General features: G+C 54.6%; 10 protein-coding genes. 1 reads left to right on the forward strand and 9 read right to left on the reverse strand.

Going from position 1 to position 13,450, the window contains the following annotated elements:
- Positions 1–119: 119 nt before the first annotated feature.
- The 6 genes from AC27KL_RS22560 to thrC form a co-directional block, all read right to left on the reverse strand.
- Positions 120–3,245: an MMPL family transporter gene (locus AC27KL_RS22560; protein WP_487171133.1), complete on the reverse strand. Its 3,126-nt coding sequence runs from the start codon at positions 3,243–3,245 to the stop codon at positions 120–122.
- Positions 3,246–3,380: 135 nt separating this feature from the next.
- The gene (locus AC27KL_RS22565) at positions 3,381–3,992 is read right to left on the reverse strand and encodes a TetR family transcriptional regulator (protein ID WP_487171134.1); all 612 of its coding nucleotides are present in this window, start codon (positions 3,990–3,992) and stop codon (positions 3,381–3,383) included.
- Between the two features lie 344 nt (positions 3,993–4,336).
- Positions 4,337–4,966, reverse strand: coding sequence for an immunity protein Imm33 domain-containing protein (locus AC27KL_RS22570; RefSeq protein WP_339322661.1), 630 nt, complete (start codon positions 4,964–4,966; stop codon positions 4,337–4,339).
- Positions 4,967–5,104: 138 nt separating this feature from the next.
- Entirely contained in the window at positions 5,105–6,556 is a 1,452-nt protein-coding gene (locus AC27KL_RS22575; protein WP_487171135.1) for an FAD-dependent oxidoreductase, read from the reverse strand.
- Positions 6,557–6,831: 275 nt separating this feature from the next.
- The gene (locus AC27KL_RS22580) at positions 6,832–8,097 is read right to left on the reverse strand and encodes an MFS transporter (RefSeq protein ID WP_487171136.1); all 1,266 of its coding nucleotides are present in this window, start codon (positions 8,095–8,097) and stop codon (positions 6,832–6,834) included.
- Positions 8,098–8,397: 300 nt separating this feature from the next.
- A complete protein-coding gene (gene thrC, locus AC27KL_RS22585) occupies positions 8,398–9,636 on the reverse strand; it encodes a threonine synthase (RefSeq protein ID WP_487171137.1) in 1,239 nt (412 codons plus the stop codon).
- A 174-nt stretch (positions 9,637–9,810) separates the two neighbouring features.
- On the opposite strand from thrC, the gene AC27KL_RS22590 reads away from it, so the two are divergent.
- Positions 9,811–10,698 (forward strand): LysR family transcriptional regulator, encoded by an 888-nt coding sequence (locus AC27KL_RS22590; RefSeq protein ID WP_487171138.1) that lies wholly within the window; start codon positions 9,811–9,813, stop codon positions 10,696–10,698.
- A gap of 476 nt (positions 10,699–11,174) precedes the next feature.
- On the opposite strand, the gene AC27KL_RS22595 is transcribed toward AC27KL_RS22590, so the two are convergent.
- From AC27KL_RS22595 to AC27KL_RS22605, 3 genes are all read right to left on the reverse strand, one after another.
- Entirely contained in the window at positions 11,175–12,098 is a 924-nt protein-coding gene (locus tag AC27KL_RS22595) for an ROK family protein (protein WP_487171139.1), read from the reverse strand.
- A 31-nt stretch (positions 12,099–12,129) separates the two neighbouring features.
- On the reverse strand, positions 12,130–12,831 hold the full coding sequence (locus AC27KL_RS22600; protein WP_487171140.1) for an N-acetylmannosamine-6-phosphate 2-epimerase: 702 nt from the start codon (positions 12,829–12,831) through the stop codon (positions 12,130–12,132).
- 215 nt (positions 12,832–13,046) lie between these two features.
- Complete coding sequence (locus AC27KL_RS22605; protein ID WP_036706178.1) at positions 13,047–13,325, reverse strand: hypothetical protein; 279 nt, start codon at positions 13,323–13,325, stop codon at positions 13,047–13,049.
- Positions 13,326–13,450 lie beyond the last annotated feature (125 nt).

A 13,450-nucleotide genomic window follows, 5' to 3' on the forward strand; every position in this document is an offset into this window, starting at 1 on the left:
CTCTGTGGCGATCGCCTTTACACCTTCCATATAGATTAAAGAACCGGAAAGAGCTTGCGCTCCTTCCGGTTCTTCTGCTTTATGGCCATCAATTTTGCCGCGTTTCATGAAGCTTCTTCTTACATCGGCTTGCCATCGGCATCCGAGCCGCTGACATGGACCGCTTTCAGCTGGTGTCCGCGTTTCTGCCCGAGCCGCTCCGGCATCGTGATCAGCGCCGGAACGAGCATCGGCAGCAGAATAAAGCAGAGCACGACCAGCCCCACGATGACCGCGGTAGCCAGCTCAATGAGCAGCACCAGGCCGGATGGAATAAGGGTCGCAAACGTTCCGCCCAAAATCACCATCGCCGAAATGATGACGCCGCCGACGCTTTTCGCCGCTTTGACGATCGCTTCGCCAGGGTTCATGTCGCCATGCTCCCGGTACCGTTCCATCAGGAAGATGCTGTAGTCGACCCCTACCGCCACGATCACGATAAAGGAGAAAAACGGTACGAACGAGGACACCCCGTCGGCTTTGATGATATACGTCGTCACCAGATTGGAGGCGCTCATCGCGACATAATAGGAAGCGATCAGCGACAGCACGATAAATACCGACGGCCAGAAGGAACGGATGACGAACAACAATACGATAAACACGCTCACGATGACGATCACGGCCGTGCTGTTGAAGGAATTCAACTGTTCCTTGTTCATGTCGTACGTGGTTGAGCTTGGTCCGGCCGCCCCGTAGCTTGCGTTGTCCAGGACGGTTCCCTTCAGGCTGCCGGCGACCGTGTCGTTGATCTTTTCGATCGTGGCCAGCGCCGCCGGAGAATACGGGTCATCGTCCAAAATGACGAGCAGCTTCGTGATTTTCCGGTCCTTGGACATAAAGCTGTCCTCGGCCTTTTTGAAGTCCTCGCTTTCCAGCGCTTCACGCGGGATAAAGAACGTCTTCGAACCGCTGAGCTGCGTCAGGAAATCGCCGGTTTTGCCCAATCCCTCGGAAATGTCCCCGAGTCCGCTGCCGCTCTTGTCGATGCCTTCCTTCAACTGCGACATGCCGCCGGTAAGGCCGGAAAGCCCGTCGATCAGCTGTTTCTGGCCGCTTTGCACTTCTCCGAGCGCAAGGTTCAGCTTTTTCATGTTCGCCTCGATCTCCCGGGAACCGCTGCTGCCCTGCTCAAGGCCTTTTTGCAGCTCCGCCGCGCCCTTTTGCAAAGCCGCAAGTCCGGCGGACATCTGCTTCTGGGCCGCCTGGATTTGGCCGAGTCCTCCCGCGGCCACGCCAAGGGAACCGTTCAGCTTCGCAAAATTGGATTCCAGCTGCTGCAAGCCCCCGTTCAGCTGGGCCAAAGAGGACGCCAGCGTCGCGCCGGTCGCTTTCAATTTCGCGTAATCCGGATCTTCCGCCAGCTCGCCGTGTTTGGCGCCCAGTCCTTCAATCAAAGCGTTCATGCCCGCCAAACCTTGCTCGATTTGCGGAATTTGCCCGCCGAGCTGCTTATAACCTGCCTCCAGCGCCGCGTAACCCTTCGAAATTTCCGACAGGCCCGCGCTGATTTTGCCCGTGTTTGCGCTGACGGCATCCAATCCGCCTTTTAATCCGGCGATTCCTTTCTTCAGCTCGCCCGCGCCGCCGGCGCCTTTACCGATGCCCGCGGCAACCTGGCCCAGGGCGTCCGTGATTTGGTCATAACCGTCTTTGACCTGTCCCGTGCCGTCCACCAGCTGGTTGGCGCTCGACGTATCCGGCGCTGCCAGTTTGCCCGCGATCTGATCCAGCCCGCTTTTGATTTGATCCACGCCTTTTTTGGAAGCCGAAATGCCGTCCGTGACCGTTTCCGACTGGCTGCTGATATAAAATTCGTCGATCGGCTTCGACTGCGGCTGCGTCACGCTGGCCACCGTTTTTACCCCGTCGATCGCTTTCAGCTTGTCGGTCAGCTTGTCGATGACGCCCAATGCTTCATTGTTGTCCATCGCCTTGTCGTCTTCGATGACGACGCTTGTCGGCAGCGCCTGCCCCCGGCTGAAATGCTCGGCTACAAGGCTGAAGCCTTTGGTGGACGGATAACCGTCTCCCAGTTCCTTAAGCTGGTCGAAGGAAAGTTTTTGCGCGCTCGTCAGCAGCGCCGGAATCATCAAAATGACGATGATCACCGTCACGACCACCGGATACTTGACCGAGACGGACGTAAGCTTCGCCCAGAATTTGCTTTCCTTATGCCCCGCATCCTTTTTCGAGGGCCAAAAGAGCTTCGGACCAAACACCTTCAGCATAAACGGCGTCAGCGTCAGGATTTGCAGCACGAGCACGACGGTGCCGATCGCAACTACATTGGCGGACTTATAAATGCCGAAGCTTGAGAAACTCAATCCTGCAAAGGCGATAAAAACGGTGGCGATGCTGTAAATAATCGTTTTGCCCGCCGTTTTGTACGACGCGACGATGGCCTCATCCACGGTCCGCCCATGCGACAACTCCTCTTTGAAACGGTTGAACAGCAAAATGTTGTAGTCCGTACCGATCCCGAACAGGATAAGCACGAGCAGCATTTGCGTCACGCTGGTGACGGGGAAGTCCAGCTTGTCGATGATCTGCGCCGCGATCCCCATTGAAACCAAGTAGGTGATGCCGACCGTCAGCAGGGACACGAACGGCGTGAGAACCGAACGGAACATGACGATCAGCACGACCAGAATAAAGATGACCGTAAGCGCCGCGCTTTTTTCCACCCCTGCGGTCGTCGCTTTGATATAGTCGTTTTGGATAAAATCCTCGCCGCTGAAGTAGTACTGCACGTTCACGTCCTTCAGCGCGTCCTTGAACTGCTGGTCGATTTCTTCGATGTTGCGCCCCATTTTATCCAGGCTGAAGCTCACCATCAGCGTCGTGTTGTCCCCGGAGACGAGGGACGATTTCGCATCCGGCGTCGTAAACGGATCGATCAATTGGCTGAAGCCGAGCTCGGATTGATGTTCGATCATGTTGCGGATCCCCGCCTCGATCTCCTTCATGTCCTGATCCGTCAGTTTGTTTTCCCTATGAAATACGATGATGTCGCTGGTGCCGGTAGTGCCCGTCATTTTGTTGAGCAGCTTGCCTGCAACCTTCGACGGGCTGTCTTCCGTAAGCGGGTCCTGCCCCCGCTCATGCAAAATGGCGTTCACGTCCGGCTGAAACACGGTCAGCAGCACGGTAGCCACAAGCCAAAGCGCCAGAATCGCCCAGCGCCATTTGATGATTTGCCGCATCCTTTTGTTTTTCCTCCTCGGCTGAATTGTTAGTAAACAGGTGTTCATTTTTCAAACAAAAAAAATAGGGCTTCCTATGCATCTTACAAAAACAAGAAAAAAATTATTCATCCGCAAAGAAATCCGGGCCCCGATTTAGTCGGGAAGCCCGCACATCATGCCTGTATGATACAGACGAATAAACTCGTTGACGAGCCGCTTGACCGTCTCCCCATCCTCATGCTCCCGCAAAATCAGGCAGACGCCTTCGACGATGGTTCCCGCCAGCATCCGCGCGCTTTGGCGCTGCTCGGCCGTCAGCTTCGCCGCGTGTTCGCGGCCGGAAGCAAACGCATCCTCCAAAATCGTGGCGACAAGCTGCACCATATCCGCTTTGACGCCGCTGTACTTCGATCCCGAGCTGCGGTTCATCAGGATGGTCAATTCCGCGCTGTACGCATCAAACAGCCCGATGACCGTATCCTCGATCATGCCGAAATACTTCATTTCGCCGTTGCCGTCGATGTAGGAGCGGTCGAGCTCGTTTTTCAGACTCAGAAGATAGTCCAGCAGTTTCTCGTATACCGGCTTGACGAGCGCTTCGAACAGTTCCTCTTTGTTTTTGAAGTAGCGGTAAATGTTGCCCGTCGTGATGCCCGCCGCCGCCGAAATCCGGCGCATGGAGGCATCCGCGTAATCATGGGATTTGAATTCGGCCAAGGCAGCCCGCAATATGTTTTGACGAACGTCTTCCTTTAGCGTTTGCATAAATAAACACCTGTTTACTATTATTTTGATAAAATTATTATATAGCGCCGGCATGCCGGTTGGCAAATCGCGGTCAACATCGACATACGAAGGAGGGTTAAGCCCGGCAGCTACCGGGTTCAACCCTCTGTCCGGGAAGGGATGTTGCTTGAGGATGCGCGTGGGGAAATGACGGGGATGCGTTGGGAGGATGTAAAGACTTGCTTTCTTTTATCAGATTACCAAGAACAAGTTTCAAAAAAAACTAACCAAAGTTAGATTTTTCCATAAAAATTCGTTTTTCCGGGTCATAATTATGGATGGGTATGGCATGAAAAACGTCGTTTTCTGTTGATTTTTGATCCTTACCCGTTGTTGTAGCCGTCCCAATCGAAATCATCGACCTTCACGAACCTTCCCGTTGCCGGATCCCTTTCATAGGCGCATTGCGGCGCGTCATCGATGAACTCGAGGATCGAATCGTCCATATTCAGCACGACGCCGATGGAAACGACCTGCAAATGGTCGGCATGTTCCCAATAGTCTTCTTCTTCATACCCGCTCGATGCGGTCCATCCGGTGTCGCCGTCCCGATTGGGAAAGTCCCTCAGCAAAAAGTTGAATTCTTTCCTCGCAAGCACATCGCGGCTTACCACGATCCTGTTGTCGAAATAGTAATCCCACCGCTGCTCCTCGGGGTCCTTATATTCGGTGTCGCACACATGCTCGCCGCGAAAATGAACGGTTTCGCCCCGGACCGGCTGCTCCATGCTTACCGGCTCGTTCACCAGCGTGCCTGCAAAACGGTCTCCGTCCCTTTCCGTAATTTCGACCCACATCCGTTCGCAAACGTAGTCCTCTTCCGCGTCGGACATAAAAAGAAGTCTGACCCGATCGCCTTCCCCAAGCTTTTCGATGACTGAAGGCGACGGGACGTAAAACGTATACGGCGCTTTTTTATGGCGTTCCAGCGCGCTGTCGAGATACCAAGCCATTGTTTAGAGTCCCCGCCTTTTTGCAGTATTTTGAATCCAATCTTTTCATCACTATAAAACCTGTACTCCGGGGATTCAATAGCCAATAAAAAAGCCCCGCCAAAACGGGGCATCGCCTTCGCAGCCGATAATCTTTCTTCAAATATGTTCGACATCGATGTGATATCTTCGTTTCAGATACTGGTGAATCCGCTTGAAGTCTTCCGGCGTCAGCTCCTTCAGCCGTTTCCGGTCTGCTTCGTACCCGAGGATGATTCCGATCGTCTGGGCCGCCAGCGCGTTGTTGGCCATGATCCGCGACGAACCGTATGCTTTGATGTCGGCTCCGATGTTTTTTCCGACGACGAGCACGTTGTCGTATTCCTTCAGCTCGAAAGAGCGGAGCGGAATCCCGTAGGCATCCGGCACGCCGAAGCCGATTCCGTGCGGGATGTGCACCGTTCCCTGCAGGTCGACCGGATAAGCGCCGATGCTGACGTTATCCCAAAACATCCTGCCGCCCATCACGTCCTCGTATTTGAGCACGTATTCCGTTTCGAACCGGTTGAAATCCCGGATATACAGGTAGCTTGGAAATCCGTTCAATTCGGCCTGTTCAAACCCGGGGAGACGGGAACGCAAATATTCCAGGATACGCGGCGCCTCCGCCTCTCCCTTTCGCATCGCCTCTTTGACGGAGGCATCGCTGGACGGATCGACGTTATACATGATTAAGGCGTTAATGATGACCTTCCCGTCCCCCTGGTTCGCCATGTTGAGGCCACGCAGCCGGACGAGCTTTTCGGCGGGAACGTATTGGGCCATGACGTTGCTGAACCCTACCGCGAAGTTCCAGTCTACGTAGGTATTGGGGCCAAAAACCTTCCGGACGTTGGACAGCGGGTAATGCTTCAGCACCTCTTTGCTGAGTTTTTTCCAGTCGACGTTTTTAAAGTTCAGCATATAAGTAGCGCCCATATAGTCGGGCTTATGGCTTTTTTCGATCGTCTCCATGCCCGGAATCCGCCGTTTATGCTTAAGCCGGCCCGTCAGGGCATTAAAATCGGTGTTCTCCACCCAATACCCGGCCTCCACCTTATAAGTCTTCCGATCCCGGTCCTTATAGGTGAGCGATTTCATCCGATGGCCTTTGCCTGCGGCATCTTCCTCCACGCCGCTGATGGTAATGCCGCTTTTAAGCGTTATATCTTGAATCAGCTTATCGTAATAAGCCTGGAATTCGTGCAAGTCGCGGATTTTGCCCTTGTTGTACCCGTCAAACAGTGCCTTGAGCTCGCCTTGTACCAGGCTTTTGCGCTCCTTGTTCATAGGCTCGTCGAGAAAGAGCATTTGCCCTTGGATCAACTCTCCTCCGGGTTTCTCCCGGGGATCGAGGATCAGGACGCTCCGTCCGAGATTTTGGGCTTCCTTGGCGAGGAGTACCCCTTGAATTTCGCTCCCGATGACGACGATGTCATAACGGCTGCAGCCTTCCCCGCAGGATTCCGGCTGGCTGATCCGCGTCAATCCGCGCGGAAGAAAAAAGGTCATGATGAGCAGGGATACCATGCCCAGGAGCATAAGCTTCCACGTTTTTTTTGACCGACGCACAGGCAATAATCAGCTCGCTTCTTGATAAGATGAAAATGAACTTTAAACATCATAATGCACAAAATTTTGTTTTCCTATTTATTACTTTTTTTCAAATCGCCTCCGTTCCCAATATACAATATTTAACACTCCGCTTACAATCCAAAGAATGATTCTTAAGAAATATATGCTAAAATATTGATTTATCTTCCATTTGGCCCATCAAAAAAGCCATCCTGTTAACAGGACGGCTTTAAACCGAAAAAAGTTACCCGATTGTAAAAATATTGAAAAATTTAACTTTGGTTTTGTTGATGGTTTTTCTTTCGGCGGGCCATGCGTCCGAAGACGCCCAAAACCGGGAGCAGCAGCACGCCCGCGGTCAAAACCGAAGCCCGCACGGACAACCGGCTGCCGACCCATCCGACCACGGGGCCGCCCGCGGTTTGGCCGAGCGCGTCGGATTGGCTGACCATGGACAGCACGGTAGCGCGCGTTTTGCTTTCCAGGTTCATGTTCAGCCATGTATCGTATACGGGCTCGCTAACGGAACGCGCCGCGCTAACGACGAGCACCGAAAGGAGCGCCCAAACGAAATTCGTTGCGGCTGCCAGAGACAGGATCGCCGCTACGCGGATAAGGGTGAACCAAAACATCGCGACCGATACCTTGCGCCGGCTTGCCATGTCCATTTTTTTCTCGGCCAGGCGAACCCCGGCCAATCCGAGCAGCGTTGCCGCCGCGGACACGATGCCGAACCAGGCAGCCAGCGGCACAGGCAGATCCGGCAATCCGATGCCGGTGATCAGAAGGCTCTGCCACAACCGGTCGTATCCCTCCGAAGCCGCGCCGCCGAGCAGGGTTACCGCCACCATCGCCAGGAGCAGCGGCTGCCTGCGCACTACGCCAGCCCCTTCAAGCCAAGTGCCTAACATTCGTTTGAAATGGGACTCTTGGAGGGCATGCTCTTTTCGCATGAATTTAGTTTCCTTCATCCAAAAGACGAGGGCGACCCCGAGCGCGGCATACAGGAAGCCTCCGGCCAAAAACGTCAAGTTCGGAGAGGCCGTGGACAGGCCTACGCTGCATGCGATGCCCATAAGCGAAGCGATCAGCGACATGCGCTGCGACTTCATCAATATGGTTCCGGCGTGCTCCTCGCCTGCTTCGTCCACCATCCAAGCGGTGTTGGCGCCGCTGACGAACGTCCATCCGATCCCGAACAACAATTGCGAGATGACCACCCAAGCAAAAACGGAAATGACCGAAACAAGGCCATGAAGCCACAGAATGCTCCCTTCCACGGCAAAACCGGCGCCAAGAATGAACATGCCGATGATGACGGAGACTTTGCGGCTGTACGTGTCCGCCACCACGCCGGTAATGCCCTCAAAAATAAGCACGGTCAGCTCCAGGATCGTTCCCATCAACACCAACTCGAACGGGTTTAGCCCCAAAGACGAGACATGGTAAATCCCGCTGGTCGTAAACATGATGCTATTGCCCAGCGCCATCATAAAACTCATAAATACATAAATTTGTGACGCAGATTTAAAATTCAAGACAGACTCCGCCCTTCTGGCAGGCGGTGCGTCACGTGAACACATATCGCGAATATCTTTGATTATTCAAAGATCGAAAACACTTCTGCTATGACGTGCGCATCACGCTGCCTGTTGTTTTTTAAAAAACGTTTCCTTTGCGTATTGCATCCGTATAGCTTTTGAGACATGTAGATAACCTCCTGTCGGGATTCCAGGAATCCCTCTGATATTAGGACCCTGCCATCAAAAGCAAAATGATTTGCTTTTATGGCAAACTGCCCCCAAATTAATTTGATTATACGCGGTGTTAAGCCTCCGTCACAACCATCTTTCCGCCCCTTTCAATGTCAGATCCGATCTCACCATTCTTTCATGTTCCATCATCCCGGACAACACCTGCGTATCCTTGAGGAGGTTGCCCGTCAATATGCACAGCGCCGTCTCCTCTTTGTCGATGACCTTCTCCGCCATAAGCTTGCGGAGGCCCGCCAGGGAAGCGGCCGACGCCGGCTCGCAGCCGATCCCGCTCCGGTCGATGGCTTGCTTCGAAGCCAAAATCTCCTCATCCGTCACGCTGCAGGTGACGCCCCGGCAAAATTCCAATACGCGGCGCGCAGCCTTCCAGCTTGGCGGGTTTCCGATATTCAGCGCGGAAGCGACCGTCTGCGGCTGTGGTTCAGGGCGCAGCTCCTCGGCCCCCGCCGCCATCATCTTATGAAAGGGGCTCGCCCCTTCGGCCTGAACCAGCGCGATCCTCGGGCGCTTCGGGATCATCCCGAGCGTCCACAAGTCTTCGATCCCTTTGCCGATCGCGGTGACGTTGCTGAGCGCGCCGCCCGGCACGACGATCCAGTCCGGCAGATCCCAATTCAAATATTGGGCCGCTTCATAGATGATGCTTTTCTGGCCTGCGATCCGGAACGGATTGATCGAATTGCAGACATAAAGCCCCAAGTCCTTGGCATGCCGCTCCAAAAAAGCAATGCCGTCATCATACGTGCCGCCAAAACGGATCACCTTCGCCCCATACGCCAACGTTTGCAGCACCTTATTTTGGGAAACGCCGCTTTCCGGCACGAATACGTACGAAGAACTCTCCCCCATGGCGGCATACATGGCCAGCGACGCGGACGTGTTGCCGGTCGACGAGCAGGCAAATCGCGTATATCCGAGATGCCGGCCATGGGAAACCGCGACGGTCATTCCGTTGTCTTTAAAAGAACCACTGGGGTTCTCGCTTTGAGCTTTGAAGTACAGCCCGCGAATCCCCAGGCTTTTTCGAATCGTTTCCGGCGCGTACAGGCCGGTATTCCCCTCGTATTTCGTCACGATCCGGTTCTCGGGAAGTTCCGGAAAAATCAATTCCTTATACCGCCATACGCCGCTTGCGTAGACCGACATCCGTTCCCCTGACCGTTCCCGGAAAATCCCCTTCAGCTTCTCCCCGTCCAGCCCGGTCACATCCTGCTTGACCTCCAGCCTGCCGCCGCATGGGCATTTTATGATGAATTGCTGCCAATTCCGCGTATGGCCGCAGTGAACGCATTCCAGTTTCATTTGCCGGTTCATCCTCTCCGTTTTGGGCTTTGGCTCCAAGATCCCCTTGCCCCAAGCCCTGCTCAGGATTAGAATAAGCAGAAACATCCTATAAATCTAATATATTATATTTGCTTTTTCATAAAATTTTGTTATGAATCGACCACCCAAGCTGCAGGAAAGGACGGAAACCCGATGAACTTACATGCCCTGAGGTTTTTTAGCAAAGTGGCGGAAACCGGCAGCGTGACGCTGGCCTCCGAAATGCTTAGAGTCAGCCAACCGGCGGTAACGGCACAAATCAAGAGGCTCGAGCAGGAGCTTGGCATCCGGCTGTGGAGTCCCCAAGGCCGCGGCGTGGCCTTGACCGATGCCGGGCGAATGCTGGCCACCGAAGCGCAAAGGCTGTTTGACCTGGAACGGTCGATCGAGGAACGGCTGGAAGGAATCCGAGCGGGCACGGAGGGCAGTTTGCATATTTCAGCGACGTATTTGCCCGCCAACTTTTTGCTGCCGAGGCTTGTTGCGGAGTATAAAAAGCAGCACCCCGCCGTGGAGCTGGAATGGACGACGACCAACTCCGCCCGGGCGCTTGAGCTGCTCCTCCATTACAAGGCAGACGTCGCCATCGTCGGCGGCATTCGCGAGGAACATCCGCTGCTGGACAAGACGCCGCTTCTTGAGGATGACATGTGTTTTGTCGTTCACCCGGGCCATCCCCTGGCCGGCAAGGATGTCCCGCTCGCCGAGATGCTTCGGGAGCCTTTCATTTACCGCGAAGAGGGGAGCTTTTCCCGCGAGCAGCTTCTGGCATTGTGCAGCGTCCGCGGGCTGCCCGCCCCGGCCGTCGGCCTGCGGATGAACGGGCTTCACGAAACCCTGCGCGTCGTGATGGAAGGCTACGGCACCGCCCTGCTCTCCGCCCTCGAAATCGAATCGTATATCACGGCGGGGCGATTGGCCAAAGTCCATGTGCGGGATGCCAAGGTGGGCAACCCCATCTCCGTGTTCACGCGAAAGGAGCCGCTCCCCCCTGCTGCCCGGCGTTTTTATGAGGCGGTCATCCGAAGCTCCAAGGGATAATGCACACCTTGAAAAGCGTAGTACAAATTAGAACAACTCTCGTCAAAAAGCGTCAAAAAGGCCCATTTTACGTGTTTGGGTACAAGAGGGGGCTCTGGTTCAAATTAGAATGTAGCCGGCAGGATTCACCGAAGAACTAAACCGGACAGCTCGAAATTCAACAGTCATTTGAGGGAGATTTCAAAGCATTTTGGCGGGAGTGCGTGCGAGGGGCGGAATAACGAACCATAAAGTTGAATGCGCGTAGAATGAGGGAGGGATGTATGGCCTCGTAACGGATTTTGCGGAGGAAGGGGGAAGGCTGGTTCAACGAGATCATGGGGGTAGAAGCCGCATGGCTCAAACCAAGCCCCGGATGGAAAAGGACCGAGCCTTGCTGGGAATGCCGATTGTTCAACCTTATAGGCATAAAAAAGAACAGCTTTCCAAGCTGCCCTTTTGAACTTATATCGTAAGATGCCCCAAAATGCGTCTTTTTATGGAAGATCATCCATCATTGCTGTTCCTTCCGCTAAATGCGTCAAAATCAGCCAAGCCGCGCCGACGGCACCCGCCTTATTGCCCAGCTGCGCAGGGCGCACATCCGCGTCCAGCTTCAGTTCTGCCATCGCTTCCAACAACAAAGGCCACCAGAGCTGCTTGGAGTCGATCAGCCCGCCGCCCAGAATGACTGCCTGCGGATTCAAGCCTAAGTGAAGATGGTTGACCGCAATGGCCAAATGTTCCGCAAAACGCCTCATGACGTCCATCACCTGAGGGTCGCCTTTAACGTAGTCATCCAGCACTTCCATCCCGGACGCGTAGGATTTGCCCGCGGCTTCGCTCGCCAGCCGCACCAGGGCGGTTCCGGACAGATACTGCTCCATGCACCCGCGAACGCCGCAATTGCAGGGACGTCCGCCCGGCACCAGAATGGTATGCCCAAACTCGCCTCCGTTCCAGCGGGCCCCCCGATACAGCCGGCCGCCGACCATGTTGGCTCCCCCGACGCCTGTTCCAAGCGTCAACATGGATACGTCGTCCAAATCTTTTCCCGCTCCGAGCCAGACCTCGCCGGCAAGCGCCGCGTTGACGTCATTGTCCACGAATACCGGCAAGCTGCGGGCATCCTCCAAATAAGCCTTGAGGTTCGTCCCCTGCCAGCCCGGCAAGTTGTCGGTTGCATAGACGACTTCGCCCCACCGTACGTCCACCCGGCCTGCGGTGCCGATTCCGATCCCTTGAACGTCGGCATGTCGCGCGAGCAGCCGATCCAGGAGCGTCAACAGGTTGGCCACAATCCGATCCTTGCCCTCCCTGGCATCGGTTTCGATTTTCCCCTGATCGAAAAGCCGTCCCGTGCGATCCACAACCATGCCTTTGATGGAAGTTCCGCCAATATCGATGCCGATGACCTTCATCCTTTCCCATCCTTTCGCGTTTGATGGCCCGCTATTGCACTCGTCCTTTCCCGAAGCCGCGGATCGCCAGCGCAAACCTCTCCGTGATCAGCTTCGGCCTCGTGATCGCCGACCCGACGACGACCGCATGAGCCCCGAGTTCCAGGCTGTACGCCGCCTGCTCCGGAGTATGGATCCTGCCCTCCGCGATCACCGGAATGCGGATTTGCCGCACGGCCTCCTGCAGCAGCTTGAAATCCGGGTCCTTTTGCCGCGGCGAATAAGGCGTGTATCCGGAGAGCGTCGTTGAAACACAGCTCACGCCGATCGATTCGGCATAAAGCGCTTCCTCCAGCGTCGAAATATCGGCCATGACTTTTTGTCCATGGCTCTTCATGAAAGTTACCAGTTCCTCCAGCGTTTCCCCGCCCGGTCTCGATCGGCCCGTCGCGTCCAGGGCGATGACGTCCACGCCGACGTCCATCAGCTCGCGCACCTCGCGCAAGGTGGGCGTAATATAAATCTCGCTGTCTTCATAATCCCGTTTAATGATGCCGATGACCGGAAGTTTCGTTGCCTTCTTTATGGCGGCGATATCCTGAACGCTGTTGGCGCGGATGCATATCGCCCCGCCCTGGTCGGCAGCCAGCGCCATTTTGGCCATCATGTCGCTCCCGTGAAGCGGCTCATCCTCCAATGCCTGGCAGGAAACGATCAGTCCGCCCCGAATGTTCTCGAAAAAATGATCGCTCATGGCTTCATCTCCTAACGCTCTACTTGCAAGTATAGCGGAACTTTTTTCCACCTTGTTCGCATTCATTATAGCAGCGATTAGAGATTTTCTCCAATAATAATTTTATTATGGGAGATTTTTTTCTATCAGCGACAAGCGCTGCCTTGGGCAAAAGAAAAAGCCCCGCCTCCCGGCAAAAGGGGGCATGGGCTTCATTTTCCGAAAAAACGCCGCGATTAATCCTCGTCCACGGCAATTCCTTTATCCATCAGATAATCCATCTCGGCATCGAGTACGGCTTCGACGGTCATTTCATCCAATTTGACGTCTTTGCGGCTCATGACATAGTCGACCAAATCGTCGCTGTCGATTTCCACTTCGCCATGTTCATTCGCTTCGGCAGTGTTGATGTACGTCTTTTCATGTTTCAGGACAACCCTGATGCTCTCGGGCTCAGCGCCCGTCTCAGCCGCTATGTACTGCACAAGCTCCTGCTCGTTGATTGTGCCGCTCATGGCTTTTCATCTCCTTATTTCATGTCCTAGGGAACATTGTAACATAAAAAGCGTCCGTTTCCATTTTTTCATGCAGCATTTTTACAAAATTTACAAAACTTTAACAGGAATCCGGACCGGCCGGC

The sequence above is a fragment of the Paenibacillus sp. YAE3 genome (assembly GCF_057546105.1).

Excerpts from the sequence above, each read along its gene's own strand:
- AC27KL_RS22570 (WP_339322661.1), bottom strand. The coding sequence starts at position 4,966 with ATGGCTTGGTATCTCGACAGCGCGCTGGAACGCCATAAAAAAGCGCCG.
- AC27KL_RS22605 (WP_036706178.1), bottom strand. The coding sequence starts at position 13,325 with ATGAGCGGCACAATCAACGAGCAGGAGCTTGTGCAGTACATAGCGGCT.
- AC27KL_RS22590 (WP_487171138.1), top strand. The coding sequence starts at position 9,811 with ATGAACTTACATGCCCTGAGGTTTTTTAGCAAAGTGGCGGAAACCGGC.
- AC27KL_RS22565 (WP_487171134.1), bottom strand. The coding sequence starts at position 3,992 with ATGCAAACGCTAAAGGAAGACGTTCGTCAAAACATATTGCGGGCTGCC.
- thrC (WP_487171137.1), bottom strand. The coding sequence starts at position 9,636 with ATGAAACTGGAATGCGTTCACTGCGGCCATACGCGGAATTGGCAGCAA.
- AC27KL_RS22595 (WP_487171139.1), bottom strand. The coding sequence starts at position 12,098 with ATGAAGGTCATCGGCATCGATATTGGCGGAACTTCCATCAAAGGCATG.
- AC27KL_RS22600 (WP_487171140.1), bottom strand. The coding sequence starts at position 12,831 with ATGAGCGATCATTTTTTCGAGAACATTCGGGGCGGACTGATCGTTTCC.
- AC27KL_RS22560 (WP_487171133.1), bottom strand. The coding sequence starts at position 3,245 with ATGCGGCAAATCATCAAATGGCGCTGGGCGATTCTGGCGCTTTGGCTT.